Source organism: Enterococcus sp. AZ063, from assembly GCF_051715045.1.
Lineage (GTDB): Bacteria > Bacillota > Bacilli > Lactobacillales > Enterococcaceae > Enterococcus_D > Enterococcus_D casseliflavus.
This window is the reverse complement of the sequence record NZ_JBIOTA010000001.1, coordinates 528,808-545,585: the sequence shown is the minus strand read 5'-3', so window position 1 is coordinate 545,585 and position 16,778 is coordinate 528,808. Positions and strand designations below refer to the sequence as shown.

Below are 16,778 nucleotides of genomic sequence, written 5' to 3'. Positions count from 1 at the left end.
TTCTCCGTTGTTCGCTTGATTTTGTGTATACTTACATGTATTGAATGGTCCTGATTTTAGTATAACATTGCTTGCCTTTAGCTCAAATAACTAGCGCACTTCTAATTGCTATATGCTACTCAATCTCCTCGTATGGATCAAATCAATCTATCAATATTTTTGTTTTTCTCATTAGACAAGCTAAATGCTTGCTGATATCTAGTTTGTTCGTAAGAATGAATTTTAATCATCATTTTTTTTTGAGTTTGAATAAGCCCAAGTTTGAAATGTTATATACATTAGATTAATTGATAATGCAATACTTATACTAGAAACAAAATCTAACCAACCCATTTTATCAGTTATAATAAAAACACTACTGGTAGTGGCGATAGCGGTTAATATAGAAAAAATACTAAGATATGTTATTACCCTAAATTTAAATATCTTTTTATCAAAAATAGTATCTTTGATAACTGCAAAAAAATATTTTCGTCTTTTCTTATTAACTTCTTCTCTCGACTCGTTATAAATAGCTTTGTCATATATTTGCTTCATTTCCACTATTTTATTAATTCCCTCTGCACTTTCTAATAGTACTAACTCAGGTTTTATTCTTTTAATTATGTAGAAAATCTCATCATTAATATCTTTAATAAATGTTCTTTTAACATAGAATTTGTTTTTAAAACTTCTATATTGATAATAATAGAAAACAATCAATAATATATAGAGAGTTGTAACAAGAACTAACTCTAACAATGGGTTTCCTCTTATACTTTCTACATCTCTGATCATATTATTATACCGTACCAAATTTGCTTTTGAATCTTCTTTACTGTATTCTCTAAAAAATTGATTCACTGTCTCTTTTTTTTCTATTTTCTGTATATAGTTTAATTTGTTACTTTTTTCAATTTTATCTATTAAAGAAACTTGTCTTTTTTTCTGTTCCTCCTCATTATTTAAAATCAATTCCAACTGATCCTGAGTAATCTCTTGATAACTGTTTTCTCCTTGAAATAATCCATTTCTTAAAACAACAATAATGATCAACATCAAAAAAGAACAGAAAGCAATGGAAGTATATTCCACAACACTTCTCTTGGCTTTAGAAAGATTGGTTTCTATAGCTCTTTCAATATTCGTCATATAGATTTTATTAGAAAACAGATTAATTGCAGCACTACATAGCCCTGTAGCTACTACTACAATTCCAAGCCCACTGGCAATCATTTCAATCATTAAAATATACTCCTCCTATACTATAACAAGTCTTATAAAATATTTAAAATCATAATATCATATATATTCACTTATATTTAAATCAATTTGAAAAAAATCAATGATATTTTCTTTTTTTAAAGCTTAGCGACAAAAAAAGATTGATGAGTGTTTTTCCACCCATCAACCTTAAGAAACATCTATTATAGTCTTAATGATTTAGGAATTATTAACTATCCCCTAATTCCTTCTGTATACTAGAAAATCTTTTTAATACTAATAATTAAACCTTTATCCCAGAAACCCAATAAGAAACAACAACGCCATCTTTAGTCGGTCCTATTGCCAGCCACCCATAGCCACCTGTTCGTGGTTGACGAACAAAGGCATGTCCATTGCGTTGCACCAATACTCGATCATATTTGACTTGTTGTCCAGGTCTTAATAGAGCTAAAATCCCTAAACTTCCTGGGTTTGTTGTGTCAGATGCGGAGGTTCCTCTTAAATTGATACCAGCACTTGCAGTCACTGTGACTGTTCCAGAACGACTGTGCCAAACATTTGCAGACGGTGCAGTGACTGCATGATTGACAGGCGTAACCAAAGCCCCTGATACCCAACCGTTGCCCGCTACTTCAAACCATGTCGTGATGCCACTCACGCTTTCCCCATTTCTAGTAATTCTAGTCGCCTGAAACGTGTCCCCTCGCTTTAGTTGTCGTAAAATAGCCGAATGAGTATTTTGTGCAGCGCGTACATTTAATACATCGGTGCTTACGACTTGCTGAACGTTCCATGGTTCTACTACATAACTTGGATTAGGAGCCATAACAGATCCATTCGCCACACGGCTGCGTATTTCCCCTAATCTTTCATATAAAAATGGACCCGGACATGCCGTTGCAGCACCTGGCGCATCTTTATGTCCAATAATTATCATCTTCCGTCCATAACGTTTTTCAATATCCTGAATCAGCTTTATTAACGCATCAATTGTTTTTTCAGCTACTTGCCAATTTGGCGACCCGGTTGTATTGGTACACTCGATTCCAATCGAATAGCTGTTAGCATTATTTGCATGCCAAGCGGTCTTTAGCTCATCGATATACGCTCTGATCGTTCCATCTTGTCCAATTCCGTAATGTGCTGATGCCTGAACATTTTTCCAAATCCCAGGCATATTATCAAAGTTTGTGCCTGCTTGGTGATGTACTACAACTGTTGTGATTGCAGATGCGTTTCGTGTACCCGACCATTTTGTACCGAAGTTTTCAAATTGATATTTGGTTGCTAAACTTGAGATTCCCATTATTTTCCCTCCTTTAATATAAAATAGAGCATCCATTACAGCTACTCTTCATTTTTTAAATCTATATGATAATGTGTTCGCTCTGTTTCACTCTGATCATCGACATGGTCGCTTTGATTATTTTCTTGTTTGATCACATCAGCATTTACATCCAATAATCCAATAGCTATACCTGTCCATTCAAATAAAAATATTGTCATCTCGTAGGAAAGACACTACCTAAAAACGCCAAGAAAAATACCAGCAATCAAATTGATCACTAGCAAGGGTCGATTATTATTGATTTGTGTTTTTATAGAATCGTGTAATTCTACAACTAGTAGCGTAATTATTAAAATCAGAATTAGTATTTCTTCCATCCTATTTCCATCAAATACTTTTACAAATATGCTTTTTTACTGTTAGTCATTCTTTGTCAAAAATCGCTCCGATTTCCGCTGAGTTTCCAACTGCTTTTTCGAATCTGATAAATGTGTAATTCAAAGGTGCATAACCCTTTGAAAAGTTCAAAAAGTGCCCGCCAGCAAATGTTTCCTTATGTGATGAGCAAGCTAGTTGATTGTCTGATGATTATCACTCTGTATGACCAAGTTTAATCTAGTTTTGAATCTTTTTCTGCCCACTTCACAAATAAGTAAGAGATTTTATTCGGTGAATCCTGTAAAGGTAGCAGTAATCTCGTTTTAAAATAACTTATTTCTTTTTCTTCAGACTCTTAATCAAAATCAAAAAAACGATCTTATCTATACTTATTACATAGACAAGATCGTATTCTTTAGTTATCCGCTTTTTTTCGAATAAAAATAAATTACTGCACAAGCAATGAGAGAAAATACAGAGCAAATAGTGCCAATTAAAATAAATGGGTTGGAATAGATAAACCTGATGTGATTTTCTCCTTCACTAAGCGGCACAGTCATAAAGTTTGTTCCGCTTTTATTCAGGCTTACCTCTTTTTCATTTATATAGGCTTTCCAATTATTATGATAAGGAACTGATAGCACAAGATTTTCATCTTTACTTGCAATTGCATTGATTTCAAAAATATTTTTTTTATAATATATCTCCCTCACATTACTTGAGGAATCTTTGATTACTTTTTGCAAATGACTCCGATTTTCTTCGACATGTATGTCAGAGATATTCATGTCATCTTCGTTCAAAATATAAGCCAAGCCTCGGAAATTTTTATTCTCATACACATACCACTGTTCATTGTTGAAAGACAGAGTTTCAACTTGTTGGTACCCATCTTCATTTAGCATCGGCTCCTTTGAAAGATGATACTTCACACCACTCAGGGTATTCATTGCATTATCCTTTTCAAAACCATATGACCGCCATCGTAAAGACGATTGGTGGTATTGATCAACTATTTCTTGCGTGTGCTTATTTATTATACTCAGCCAGTAGGTTAATCCGTAATAATCATTAATCATTGCTACATTTTCGGGACGCCCATTAGCTTCAGTAAATGTGTCGTTAGAAACTCTAAACAGCTCAACATCTTCCTTTATGTTTTTTGAGTTTTTTACGGGTGATGCTGTGTATACTTCTGAAGTTTCAAGGGGAATGAATTTTTGCGTCCATCCTTCACCATAATCAGAATAAATCCCCCACAAATTTACAATTAAATTTGTAATGATCACCGTCCCTAAAAGAAGATAAACAATACTTATTTTTTTGTTTCTACTCTTTTGATGAGTAAGTTCATTGTCCAATATTTTTCTATACTCCGTTATTACATAAGCCAAAATTCCTGAAAGCAGCAAATGAACTATAAACGCCCATCTATCATTTGTTTGACCAAATCCATTGAGTAGATAGCCTGTGATAGGCAAAGAATAGGCAATAAATGCCAGACCTAGAAAAATCAAACACTGTACTTTTTTTCTATTATTCGGCAGAAAAAGTAATAGAATAATTGCTAATAATTCTATTACTATAATTCCGGATAAGAAAATAGGCGGCTCGACATCTTTCATAGTAAGAAAGTCCCCCAAATTGATTGAGAAATTCGGGATATAGTTATTTAAATTGAAAATAATATTACTCATCGGTTCACTGTTTCTCTCACTTAAGAAATAGCTTTGAAGAGTCGGTAGGAAAAAAGGAGCTGCTAACAAAATTCCTAAGATATATGCACATATTCCTTTTCCTACATTTGCAACTAAGTATTTCAAACTCAGACGTTTAAATAATAGACGTATAGGGAAATATAGTGCTAACACAACGGAAACCATAAATAAAAAATAAAAACCACATAAAGCCGCAAACATCACAGAAACAATGAAGAGACTAAATTTCTTTTGACGCATCATTTTCTCAATCCCCAATAAAATCATTGGGAAGAAAATTAGAACTGAGAGCCATTCGGTATACCTTGTTCCCCCTACAACCGAAAAACCACAGAATACATAGGATAGGGCACTAAAAATAATCGCTACTTTGTCAAATCTGAAATACGAGAAATATTTCATCAGAGCATAACCAGACAACCACATTCTGAAAATAATCATAAAAGAAAATAAATATGGTGCATTTTGAGCAGTTACAAAAACAGAAAAAATATTGAGCGGGTCACCAAAACCATAGTAGTTTAATGAACCAATCACGTCTTCACCCATACCTATAGAAAGATCGAAGCTTGGAAGATTGATTTGTCCACTGAATAGTCCTAAGATAAAGTCTTGCAGGTAACGCCCAGTATAAATAAATGCTGGATAGTACTGCCCTACGCTATCTATTTTCCATATCAGAGATAGCTTTTGACTCCACAGAGGATAATAACCTAAAATGAAAACAAGTCCAAATAAAAGTGTAAACAATATAATTGATTGATGCTGTCTAACGAAGGATCGTATCAATTTCAAAGGTAGTACTCCTTTACCAAATTAAATATTTCACTATTGACGACACTTTATAATAGCAGTTACTCAATGCCAATTCAATTTAAATAACTAAACTATTAGAACTAAATTCAAAAAATCATTTTGCCATATTCAATTTTAAAATTTAATGAATAACGAAATTCATTTTACACACTAATTCGCTTGCACTACTTGCTCTCTCACGATTTGTCGACGATAAATGATTAAAAAAGGAAGGTTGATGCTTAGCACATCAACCTCCCTAAAAAGATTTTTCTTTTGATTAGCATTCTTTTCAATCGGCTCTTTGGAATAACGGCAGTTAAATTTCCCTTATCCAATACTCCCTCGATTTTCTAGAAATCAAGTTTTTAACACTTTTAACAAACGGACAAAGCTTTGCGATTGCCAAGATCAGGCGTAAAGTTTCAATAAGACAAGCGCCTTTTAAACAATTTTGGCTTCTCCTACAAAAGATTTAAACCAATAACCCGATTTTTTGATCGTCTTCACTTGGGTATGAATATCGTTAGAGATAAATCCGTAGCGATTGCGATAGGCGTTGCTCCATGACCAGCAATCTATCGGTGTCCACAAATGATAACCAAAGCAGTTTGAGCCTTGCTGTATTCCTTTATGAAGCCAGTCCAAATGTTCTTTAATGAAATCAATACGATAGTCGTCTTCGATCATACCGGACTCATTTAAGAAGCGTTCTTCTCGCGAAACCCCCATCCCGTTTTCAGAGACAAACCAAGGAATGTTCCCGTAATTTTCTTTGATATTTAATGCAATATCGTATAACGCCTTTGGATAAATTTCCCAGCCTTTATCAATATTCATTCTTCTCCCAGGCATCTCATACTCAGAGTAATAACGATTAGGCATCCATTCCCCAACCGAGTCAGGTGCTATCTCAGGTGCTTTCACACGATGGGGATGATAGAAGTTCACACCTAGAAAATCGATGGTGTTGTTCTGGAGAATAATAGCTTCTTCTTCAGTTGCTTCCCAAATAACACGATCCTTCTCCAATATCTGCACCAATTCTTCTGGAAATCTGCCATAAACAGCTGGTTCTAAGAACATCTTGTTGTTCCATAACTCAGCAAAGCGGGCTGCTTCCAAATCTTGAGTCTGGTCACTAGCTGCGTATGTGGGGGTTAAATTTAAGACTGTTCCGATGCGCCCTCCTTTTGACTGCAAATCCAGGCTGCGAAAGACTTCAATTGCTTTAGCTGAAGCTAAATTAAGATTATAAGCAACTTGGACTGCTTTTTTCCCATTTACTTGTTTTGGATAATGAAACTCATACAAATATTCCCCATCCACAACAACCATTGGTTCATTATGTGTCACCCATTCTTTCACGCGATCGCCAAAAAGAGTAAAGCAATGTTTCGCAAACCCTGCAAATAACTCTACAACATGTTTAGATTCCCAACCGCCATATGTGTGATATAACTCTACGGGCAAATCAAAATGATGCAGATTCATTATAGGACGGATGCCGTGTTCAAGGAATGTATCGATCATATCGTTGTAAAAAGCGGCAGCTTCCTCGTTGATGCTGTTTTTTTCTAAATCGTCAATCAACCGACTCCACTGAATCGATGTTCGTACGCTGTTTAGTCCGATTTCCTTCATTAGTGCAATATCTTCTTTATAACTATTGTAAAAATTGGATGCTGTATCCGGTCCTACTTGTTGATAGAAAGCCTCTGGCTCGATTTCAAACCAATAATCAAACATATTTGCGTGTTTTTTTTGAAAACGTCCTTCGCTTTGAGGACCAGATGTGGCGGCTCCCCACCAAAACCCTTTTGGAAAATCATTCATTCATTTTCCCTCCAATTAATTTTTTACGCATGAAATCACTAAAAAGCGGAATGTATTCATGTCCGTATTCTGGAAAAGCAATCATTTCTTTTGCCCCTTGCAATTGATTGAACACAGCAAATTGTGTCTTCGGATGGCAAATAGTATCCGCTAATCCAATCCCCCAAAAGACTTCTCCTTGTACTCTTTCTGCCAAGTATTGGATGTCGATATAATCCAATACCGAAAAAAAACTTTCTTCCTTTGCATGACTTGGATCTCTAAAGCGAAACCAGTATGCCAATTCTTCATAAGCTGATTGTGTCACCTCTAATCGAAACGCTTCACGATAGTCGCTTAGAAAGGGATATAAGGTGAAAATTTGTTTGACTGAAGGCGATAAAGCTGCGCATACGATTGCTAATGCTCCACCTTGAGAAGCGCCATACACAGATAATTGATTCTCATCGACTTGAGGCAAGCAGCACGCGATACGCACCAGATGGTAAACATCTAGAAAGACCTGCCGATAAAATAATTCATCCGGTCCGTCATCTACACCACGAATAATATGACCTTTCAAGGTTCCGCCAGAAACTTTTCTGCTGTCTTCAGATATTCCGCCTTGACCTCTAACATCCATTGCGATAACACAGTACCCTTCTGCAGCTAAGCCGATTTTGTCACTCCAATCACCGCTATTTCCATGATAGCCATGAAATTGAAATTGAGTCGGATATTTCTTTTTCTCATCCATTGGTACGATGAATTGACAGTGGATACGGTTACCGTCATGTGCGGTAAAAAACAAATCATAACCCTTTGCGACATGCGAAAAAATCTCATGAGGCACTAGGTCAAACGTTTTAGGCAATGCCTCAATGATCTTCTTCCCATTATTCCAAAATTCGTCAAAATCTTTCGGCTTTTTCCCACTGCCTAGATATTTTCCCCATAATGCTTGGGCATCCTTAAAATACAATAGTTTTTCCTTCCCTCTTTTTAAAATTAACGGCTGGTTCAATTCGTTGGCAGCTTTTCTGAACTGTACAGGCTGAATTTTATTGGAATTTCTGATGTACCATTGATTGGCAGGAAATAAAAAAGATGCGATGAAATTGTTGCTGATTCCCCTTCTCACCACAACATTCTGCTGCTAGTAATAAGGCGTTTGGACCTATCTGTGAAAGAAATCGGGCACCTGGTAATGACTAAAAAATGGTACCATTCATCGCCTCAAGCATAAAAACAAGCCTTGATACGTTCACTGTGTCAACTACTTTTTCCTGTGAAAGGTTCTGTGATGTCTGCGCTATACGCTTCTCATTGCGCTGCCAAATAGAGCTGGTAAAAAAAGCTAGAACTCAATTCTTTTCCCTCTCTCCAAAGAATTGAGCGGCTTTCACTAAGCTGCGTCTGAAAGACATCCTTGTTTGCCGTCAACGTTCTCTTCTAATTTAGAAGCATCCATGATCGTTTTTCAACAATCACATTTTCTTTCCATCCCCTAATATTGCAGCGGATTCGCTAACATCATAGAATACCTTCACAGAAGCACTTTACCGTAAAACTGATATATACTTTTAATTATATTGGTAAATACTTTTTGTGTTTTTCGTGTAAAAAGTTGAGCAATCAATTCGCTGATTGCTCAATTTCTGGTGAGGATCATTTCCACTGAAAACTCATCGTATCGGTGGACCGATCTTGAGTATTCGAAAGCAGCACCGGTGTCAAAATACGCAATTTGTTCTGCTACAGCGACGGGGTCGCCTTTTTCAAGTTTTAAATACTGCGATTCTTCCTCTGTAGCTCTTCGAACCGAAATCCGTCGATGACCACTTTGAATAACCAATCCTAAATCTTCTTCAATGTACTCATATATGGATCCTTCTACATTTTCTTTTTTTAAACCTGGAATCAAATCTATAGGCATATACGTTTTTTCCATGACTTTGGGCTTTCCATCAATATAACGAACCCGATAAATATCATATACAAAACTATTTGGTGTCAAATTCAACTTATTGGCGACTAGTTCATCAGCAACTACCACAGTAAAGGTCAACGCATGACTAGTCACTTTTTTTCCAGGATTTAACGCAGTAGTTCCTCGAAATTGATTTGCCATCGCTATACGCTCGATCTCTTCAATAGCCAAGTCCTTAACAAATGTTCCCGATCCCCTGCGCTTAATGATCAAGCCCTCTGAAACTAAAATATCTAACGCTTTTTTGATCGTCATTTTACTTGAGTCATACATTGTACACAAATCTTTTTCAAAAGGAATCTGGTCATTTGCTTTGTAGGTGCCGTCTAAAATCCGATTGCGAATATCATTTGAAATATAAATATATTTTTGCATTCTCATTCACCTTTCGCTTACTCTCCCTTTTGATTTTAGCCTGATTCCTTTACTTTGTCTATTTGTTATTTAACCCTGCATTTTGTTTCGTGTTAAATAAATGAGCTTTGAAGAAAAATCCCCTGCCATTTGTCGTTGCCAAAAATCTGATGCTCGATCAATATAATTCTCGCCAAAAATCAAGCCGACAGCCATCAAATCTTTCCCCGTTCGAACCTGTTCTTTTTCCCATATCGTATAATCAAAATCTGCGTTCAATCCTTTTAATCGCAAGCGCTGATAAGGCGGATTAGGCTCTGCTAAGATTTGATAATAACCAATCAAAGCTTCTGTTTGATTTTCAGAAACGACCATCCATGCGCATACATTCCCATTAAAAGGACTTTGCAGACGGAAAAAAGTGCCCGTATGAAGCAGCGTCCGATGTTTTTTAAAAAGTATGATCTGGTTTTTGACCTGACTTTTTTCTCTTTGAGAAAGCTTAGTCACATCTAATTCATACCCAAATGTGCCAAACAAGGCAACATCACTTCTCATTTTTAATGACGTCATCCTGGCCACTTGATGATTAGGTACCTCAGATACGTGACTTCCTATCGCAGAGAGCGGATAAACCATTGATGCACCGTATTGAATCTTGAGGCGCTCTATCGCATCTGTATCATCACTCGTCCACGTTTGAGGAGCATAGTACAGTAAGGCAGGGTCAAATCGACCGCCGCCGCCAGCACAGGATTCTATTAACAAATCAGGATATTTTGCTAACAGTTTTTCGTACAAAGCATAGACGCCTAAAATATAACGATGGAAAAACTCGCCTTGCCGCTGTTTTCCTAACGAGACGGAATACGCTTCTGAGATATAGCGATTCATGTCCCACTTCACATAATCAATCTCACATGCCTTTAACACTGCATCCATCTGTTCAAAAATACAGTCAATGACGCAATTCTGACTAAAATCCAACACGTATTGATTTCGCCCATGTGAAATGTTCTTTTGCGGGTGCCCCACTATCCAATCAGGGTGAGCTTGGTAAAGAGGTGTATCCATAGAAACCATTTCTGGTTCAAACCATAGCCCGAATTTCAAACCTTTTTCATGGATTTTTTGTGATAAACTGCGAATGCCATGCGGTAATTTCCTTTTGTCGACTTGCCAGTTTCCTAATGAAGAAGCATCATTGTCTCGATGACCAAACCAGCCGTCATCTAAAACAAACAATTCTATCCCTAAATCGGCTGCTTCTTGAGCTAATGCCAGAATCTTTGATTCCTCAAAATTAAAGTAAGTGGCTTCCCAATTATTTATCAACACAGGACGTTCCTTCGATGCCCACGTTTGGCGAATAAAATGCTTTTTAAAAAAAGCATGGAAGTTTCTACTCATTTCATTAAAGCCATTTTGTGCATAATTCATTATGACTTCTGGGCTGGAGAAAACGTCACCTTTTTCTAATTGCCAAGAAAATTGATAGGGATTGATCCCCATTTGAACACGAGAGATACGATATGTATCCACTTCGATTTGTCCAACAAAATTTCCGCTATAAATAAGACTAAATGCGTACACGTCTCCTTGAAATTCAGTTGCAGACTTTTCGCATATTGCAAAAAAGGGATTGTGGATATGACTGCTGGCACCGCGGGTACTGGAAATTTGCTGCAATCCACTATGCAGTTTGTCCCTCTTCACTTGCGTTTCCCTGGCCCAAGCACCATCTAAATGCAGCCAATCGCAGTCATCTATTGGCAAATCAAGACTCATACTCATAAACCGCATCAATTGGTAACGGCAATCATCATGATGCACGATATGATTCTGTCTAGAAATGATAGGGAAATCTCTGAAAATAGTGTAATCCATTTCAATTGTCAAAGAAGAATAACGATCTTTTAATACAATCGTCAGCGTTTCAGCTTCTGCTTCGTCATAGAAACTAGTTGGCAAATTAGGGATTTTTCTCTTTTTATTTGATATCCGATAATTCGAATAGTTAAAATGACTGATAGCATCTCCATCTGGGTATTGAACTTCAACGGCAGGATAGCGAAAATCTGTTGTCCCATACATTGGCATTTCTTGCTTAATATGTTCCAGCGAAGAGGTATGGTCCTCTTTCTTGAAGTTATTAGAAGGACGAATCTCACGTTCAATCAAGTAATCAAACGTTGGTTGATGAGGAATGGCTGATCCAAAGTATAGCTGCTCCAAGACACCTGTTTTTTCCTCAACCCTACAGATATAACTAATCATTCCATTCGTTAAGTGAAACTCCTTATTATTATTAATATAGATCATATTTTCTCCTTTTCAGGGCTAAAAAAATTTTTTGTTTTCCTTGATAAATAAATTCGACCACAATTCCTGGTGCTGCCGAAAAAAACAGAATGGGATTTATTACCCAAAGAAGACTTGCCAGAATAAAGAGCGACACTAGAAAGAATGTGAAAAATGGTCGTATAACGATATTCTTGATACCTTGATACAAAGCTGCTACCCCAGGTCCTTTTTTTTCACTTTCTAGAAGATAATAAACCATTATAAGATATGATAGAATCGATAAGGTTGTCCCTACTACTTTGATCAAACCAGACATCCTGCTTTCAGTATTCGAAAACTGACTGAGCCAAAACAAGCTTAATCCGCTTGTCAACATCGTTGAAAGAATAGAGTCAAAGGGATGCCAGCGTTTTGAGCTTTCTGCCACTTGTTGGTCTGTTTGCATATTTCGTCTAAGCAGTGTTCTTCGCATCGCGCTAGACCATCCATACACAATTAAGTGACGAATAACCATTCCCCAAAAAAAGAAAGAATTGCTGATGCATTGATAACACTTTTCGATAAAAAGAACGACGCGTGATGACGTTTGCAGCATAACACTTCCTCCTTATTTCACCGACCCAGCTACACCATTATAAATATATTTTTGTAAAGCTAAAAACACAATCAATATCGGAATGATCACAATAACTACTCCCGCTAAAATAACTGGCCAGTTGCTTCCATAGGGACCTTTAAAAGCAAATAATGCCGTGGAAATCACTTTCAAATTACGGTCGGGCATATAAAGAAACGGACTGTAAAAGTCGTTATAAACACCTACACCGCTAATGATCAACATGGTAACGATCGGTGCTTTTAAATTGGGGAGAATGATACGCCAAAAGATCCCAAAATAGCTGGCACCATCTAAAAACGCTGATTCATCCAACGAGATGGGAATCTCTTGGAGATACTGCATAAACACATACAGCGATATAACATCTGTACCTAAGTTCAATACAATCACTGCCCACATTGTATTAAACAATCCTAAGTTATTGATAATTTGAAATGTTGCTACTTGAGCTGTGATTCCTGGGATCAGCATTGCCATCATGAACAAAAGCATGATGGCTTTTTTTAATTTGAAATCAAACCGGCTCATTACATAAGCAAACATCGAACCCAGCGTAAGTTTTCCAACCATACTAATAGCAAAAATAAGCATCGTGTTTTTAAACCCTAACAGCATTTGTCCATTTACAAATGCTGTTTTATAATTACTAAAATCAAAAGATTGAGGCAATGCTAAAACACCGGTGGTCAAAAATTCATCATTTGATTTTAATGAACCGATAAATACAACGAGGATCGGTAAAATTGCTGCAACAGTCCCCAAAAGCAAGACAGCGTATTGAACTATCTTCCCGATCGTGAATGATTTTCTCTTCATAGCTAGGCTCCTTTCTCTCGTGTTGCTAATCGTTGAATCGCTGTAACGACCACCACAATCATCAACAGTATAATCGCCATTGCGGATGCTAAGCCAACTTTGTTGTACTTAAAGGCAGTATCGATCGTCTGAATAACAAAAGTAGTGGTGCCATTCGATCCGCCAGTCATAATATACGGGATGTCAAATACGCTCAACGAACCGCTGACTCCTAAGATAATATTCAAGAAAATAATGTTGCGAATACTCGGCAATATAATGTATAAAAATTCGTCCCAACGATTTGCCCCATCAATCTCGGCAGCCTCGTAGACTTCCGGATTGACCGATTGGATCGCTCCTAAGAAAATCAAAAAATTGAATCCCGTGTAGCGCCAGATGGATGTAAATGCCAGTGAAATATTGTTGATTGACCGATCACCCAACCATAAACGAATTTGACTCTCAAGCCCTAGACCAGTCAATACAGTATCTAATGTTCCTCCACCTTTATAAAAATAAAGGAAGATAAATCCAATCGCCACACCATTCAACAAGTATGGAAAAAACAAAATCCCTTTCCAAAAATTGGCAAACTTTACTTTAAACGATAGAATCGTTGCAAATAATAGCGCAAGACCTAATTGAAAAAAGGTTGCAATAAAATAATACATGCTTGTCTTAAATACAGTGAAATAAGCAGGATTCGTTAAAACCGTTCGATAGTTATCTATCCCGACAAAACTACTGTTGGGACTATAGCCATTCCAATCTGTCATACTATATTGAAACATTTTTACTAAGGGATAGTAAGAGAACGTTAGCAACAGCACTAGAGGAATAATGGTAAAAGAAAAAATAATTAAACGTTTCTCCATTTTTTGTGACATCTTAATTTTTCTCATGATTCACACTCCTAAAAATAAAGCCGCTTAAAACAGATGCTTGCACATCTATGTTAAGCAGCTTTCTTTGAATCGCTTCAAATATTAGTTACCTGAAACTGCCTCTATAGCGTTTGACCATCGAGAATTAAAATCATCCATGATAGCGTCAAAACTTTCAGATGTATTCCCAATTGCCGAATCTATCATGCGTTGTTTTTCGTTATCAGTTGATCCAATGCCTAGTTCTGATTGGTTATTAATATCGCTGAACAAGGATTCTTTTCCTTCTGGCGCAGGGTTCTCTTCTAATAACTCAACACCAGCTGCCTGACTGTCTTTTAAAGAGTCTGGATATTCTGCGCCAATCAATGAAGGAAGACCGCCATTGTCTTTAGCATAATCTGACTCGTTCACCAGCCAATCCAATAGTTTTCTTGCAGCTTCTTTATGTTCACTATTGACATTGATGCCTAAGTTGTAGTCGCCGCCAACCCCCATATATTGCTTGCCGTCCGGCGCAGTCATTGGAAAGGCCTGAAAAGTAATATTTTCTGCATTGTCTGGATTTGCTTCTTGTATTTGCGGTACTGCCCAGCTGCCCAATACCATAACACCAATTTTACCATTGGCTAAATCAATTTTTGATTGTTCCCAATCAGTGGTAGTCGGATCTGCTTCAATCAAACCTTTGCTGCTTGCTTGATAAAGTGTACTGTATATCGTATTCATAATTTTTCCATCAGAAAATGGTGCGGGGTCAGAAGTCATCTTATTAGTAAAATCAGCATCACCCGCCGCTCCTGCACGAACAAAATCCCAATTTGATAAAGTCCAACCTGCTGCATAGTTTGTATACAATGGTGTCACATCTTCATCATTTTCTTTGATCATTTCTAAAGCCTCTATAAAATCTTCCGGTGTTTTTGGAAAATCTTCAATGCCGGCATCTTTAAAGACTTGCATATTTACCACCATACCCGTAGCATTCATTTGAGTTGGAATGCCATAAGATATTCCTTGATAAGAACGATCATTTAAGCCTAAATATTTTTCAGAAAGTTCGCTTTTGTCTCCTAGCGGTTCAAAAAATGTACTATAATCTTGAGGATTTATATCACCAGGAATCATTAGCAAATCACCATATTCTTTGCTGTTCATTCTTGTTTTTACTTGACCAGCATAATCTGTGATCGTTTGAATTTCGACATTGATATTGGGATATTTTTCATTGAATTCCGCCATATACTCATCCCATTTCCCGTTTCCTTCCCAGTCAGTTTTATGGTTGATAAAAGTAATTGTTTCAACTTCATTTCCATCAGAATCAGTGTTGGAGCTGCCAGTGCCACAAGCTCCTAAAATCCCAACTGCTGCTATAACCCCAGATACCTTCAAAAACTTCAATTTCATGCTCTCTCCTCCTAATAAAATTATAAAGAAAACGATTACATTTAGATATTATCACTTTTTATTTTAAATGTATATACTTTTATTATTTTTCTTCAAAATATTTTTTTATTACTTTCTCTGCCTTTTTTCCATAGATAGCATAATCTGTGTCATTGTCGACTAATTCCAGCGGATATACGTCGGCTTTCCAGTCCCAAATGCCGAACCCTTTAACCCAAGGATATTTTTGACAAGCAGCAAACATTTTGTCATACCATGCTTTTTGTGCAGATTGATCAACAGATCCATTCAACTGCCAATCATTCGGCAAATACTGGCTCCCTTTACGACTAGGACAACCTACTTCACAAAAGAAAAAGGGTTTGTTGTATCTTTTTACAACCTGTTCAATTCGAACCAATTCAGATTCCCATTGATCGATGGGATAATAACCTGAAGAAGAAATTACATCTAGATCATCCCACCAAGCAACATGGTCTTCTTGGTATTTGTCACAGTTGTAAGTGATTTGTCCAGCATAGCTGTTTCTTGTTTTTGCAATCAATTCCCGCCACTGTGCTTCCCGTCGATCTGAATTAACCAGCTCGCAGCCAACAACAAACATTTCACACTGGGTTTTCTCAGCAATCGCTGCATAATGTAAAATATACGCTTCATAGGAGCTGAACCATTCAGACCATTTAGGCTCACATGGGACATCATGATCAAAAAAATTAATATGCGCACGCCATGTCCCGTCAGCGACATTGACCATTGGTTTTAAAATCACAGATAGACCGATGTCTTTGGCATAGTGTATCAGTTGGATCACTTCGAGATCACTTAGAACCGTTTCTGCTTGCCAATCAATCACTGTGGATTGTGGAGTTTTTTGCGTCACTACAATCGGTAAAATGACATGAGTTGCACCACATCTCTTCTTCATGATTTTTAGTGAAGATTTACATATTTCCGTCTCCCATTCGCCGCGTCGTGCCATAAACCCAAATGTTACTGCATTGATTTGATCCATATAGTTCTTTCCTTTCTACACGAAAATAAAATGCTGCTGGGCTATACCGAACGTGTAAACAGCCTATTGTTCTTCTCATTGTTTTTCCACAAGACTTTTAAGCTTTAAGAGTAGTATGAAAAAGAAAACTGCCATAGTATGTTCTGATCCCTTGGTAAGAAGAGTGTTATGCCCAGACTATCATTCATGATTGTTCTTCAGTTTCCA

General features: G+C 36.9%; 12 protein-coding genes. All 12 read right to left on the bottom strand.

All coding sequences use genetic code 11. The annotated features are described in order from the left end of the window. Positions 1–222: 222 nt before the first annotated feature. The 12 genes from IGK61_RS02500 to IGK61_RS02445 all read right to left on the bottom strand — a co-directional run bounded on the left by IGK61_RS02500 (position 223) and on the right by IGK61_RS02445 (position 16,571). Positions 223–1,224, bottom strand: a complete 1,002-nt coding sequence (locus IGK61_RS02500; RefSeq protein ID WP_074536873.1) for a hypothetical protein — start codon at positions 1,222–1,224, stop codon at positions 223–225. A 262-nt stretch (positions 1,225–1,486) separates the two neighbouring features. Beyond that, positions 1,487–2,512: an N-acetylmuramoyl-L-alanine amidase gene (locus IGK61_RS02495; RefSeq protein WP_074536874.1), complete on the bottom strand. Its 1,026-nt coding sequence runs from the start codon at positions 2,510–2,512 to the stop codon at positions 1,487–1,489. A gap of 779 nt (positions 2,513–3,291) precedes the next feature. Continuing rightward, positions 3,292–5,385 carry a YfhO family protein gene (locus IGK61_RS02490; protein WP_254777476.1) on the bottom strand — a complete coding sequence of 698 codons (2,094 nt, stop codon included), beginning with the start codon at positions 5,383–5,385 and terminating at the stop codon, positions 3,292–3,294. 444 nt (positions 5,386–5,829) lie between these two features. Further along, positions 5,830–7,221: a glycoside hydrolase family 1 protein gene (locus tag IGK61_RS02485; RefSeq protein WP_074536875.1), complete on the bottom strand. Its 1,392-nt coding sequence runs from the start codon at positions 7,219–7,221 to the stop codon at positions 5,830–5,832. After that, a complete protein-coding gene (locus IGK61_RS02480; RefSeq protein WP_074536878.1) occupies positions 7,214–8,182 on the bottom strand; it encodes an acetylxylan esterase in 969 nt (322 codons plus the stop codon). The genes IGK61_RS02485 and IGK61_RS02480 overlap by 8 nt, the downstream gene beginning before the upstream one ends. 669 nt (positions 8,183–8,851) lie before the next feature. Continuing rightward, positions 8,852–9,565 carry a GntR family transcriptional regulator gene (locus IGK61_RS02475; RefSeq protein WP_005227435.1) on the bottom strand — a complete coding sequence of 238 codons (714 nt, stop codon included), beginning with the start codon at positions 9,563–9,565 and terminating at the stop codon, positions 8,852–8,854. Between the two features lie 69 nt (positions 9,566–9,634). Next, positions 9,635–11,866 carry an alpha-galactosidase gene (locus tag IGK61_RS02470; protein ID WP_074536876.1) on the bottom strand — a complete coding sequence of 744 codons (2,232 nt, stop codon included), beginning with the start codon at positions 11,864–11,866 and terminating at the stop codon, positions 9,635–9,637. Then, on the bottom strand, positions 11,853–12,443 hold the full coding sequence (locus tag IGK61_RS02465) for a hypothetical protein (protein WP_254777477.1): 591 nt from the start codon (positions 12,441–12,443) through the stop codon (positions 11,853–11,855). The genes IGK61_RS02470 and IGK61_RS02465 overlap by 14 nt, the downstream gene beginning before the upstream one ends. A gap of 12 nt (positions 12,444–12,455) precedes the next feature. After that, positions 12,456–13,283: a carbohydrate ABC transporter permease gene (locus tag IGK61_RS02460; protein ID WP_005227428.1), complete on the bottom strand. Its 828-nt coding sequence runs from the start codon at positions 13,281–13,283 to the stop codon at positions 12,456–12,458. Positions 13,284–13,285: 2 nt separating this feature from the next. Beyond that, positions 13,286–14,167 (bottom strand): carbohydrate ABC transporter permease, encoded by an 882-nt coding sequence (locus tag IGK61_RS02455; RefSeq protein ID WP_005227426.1) that lies wholly within the window; start codon positions 14,165–14,167, stop codon positions 13,286–13,288. Positions 14,168–14,251: 84 nt separating this feature from the next. Next, positions 14,252–15,559 (bottom strand): ABC transporter substrate-binding protein, encoded by a 1,308-nt coding sequence (locus IGK61_RS02450; protein ID WP_015508931.1) that lies wholly within the window; start codon positions 15,557–15,559, stop codon positions 14,252–14,254. Between the two features lie 82 nt (positions 15,560–15,641). After that, a complete protein-coding gene (locus tag IGK61_RS02445; protein WP_438844668.1) occupies positions 15,642–16,571 on the bottom strand; it encodes a glycoside hydrolase family 113 in 930 nt (309 codons plus the stop codon). Positions 16,572–16,778 lie beyond the last annotated feature (207 nt).

What these genes read in the sequence shown, in the direction of transcription:
- IGK61_RS02500 (WP_074536873.1), bottom strand. Translation starts at nt 1,224, where the DNA reads ATGATTGAAATGATTGCCAGTGGGCTTGGAATTGTAGTAGTAGCTACA.
- IGK61_RS02495 (WP_074536874.1), bottom strand. Translation starts at nt 2,512, where the DNA reads ATGGGAATCTCAAGTTTAGCAACCAAATATCAATTTGAAAACTTCGGT.
- IGK61_RS02485 (WP_074536875.1), bottom strand. Translation starts at nt 7,221, where the DNA reads ATGAATGATTTTCCAAAAGGGTTTTGGTGGGGAGCCGCCACATCTGGT.
- IGK61_RS02475 (WP_005227435.1), bottom strand. Translation starts at nt 9,565, where the DNA reads ATGCAAAAATATATTTATATTTCAAATGATATTCGCAATCGGATTTTA.
- IGK61_RS02470 (WP_074536876.1), bottom strand. Translation starts at nt 11,866, where the DNA reads ATGATCTATATTAATAATAATAAGGAGTTTCACTTAACGAATGGAATG.
- IGK61_RS02465 (WP_254777477.1), bottom strand. Translation starts at nt 12,443, where the DNA reads ATGCTGCAAACGTCATCACGCGTCGTTCTTTTTATCGAAAAGTGTTAT.
- IGK61_RS02460 (WP_005227428.1), bottom strand. Translation starts at nt 13,283, where the DNA reads ATGAAGAGAAAATCATTCACGATCGGGAAGATAGTTCAATACGCTGTC.
- IGK61_RS02455 (WP_005227426.1), bottom strand. Translation starts at nt 14,167, where the DNA reads ATGAGAAAAATTAAGATGTCACAAAAAATGGAGAAACGTTTAATTATT.
- IGK61_RS02450 (WP_015508931.1), bottom strand. Translation starts at nt 15,559, where the DNA reads ATGAAATTGAAGTTTTTGAAGGTATCTGGGGTTATAGCAGCAGTTGGG.
- IGK61_RS02445 (WP_438844668.1), bottom strand. Translation starts at nt 16,571, where the DNA reads ATGGATCAAATCAATGCAGTAACATTTGGGTTTATGGCACGACGCGGC.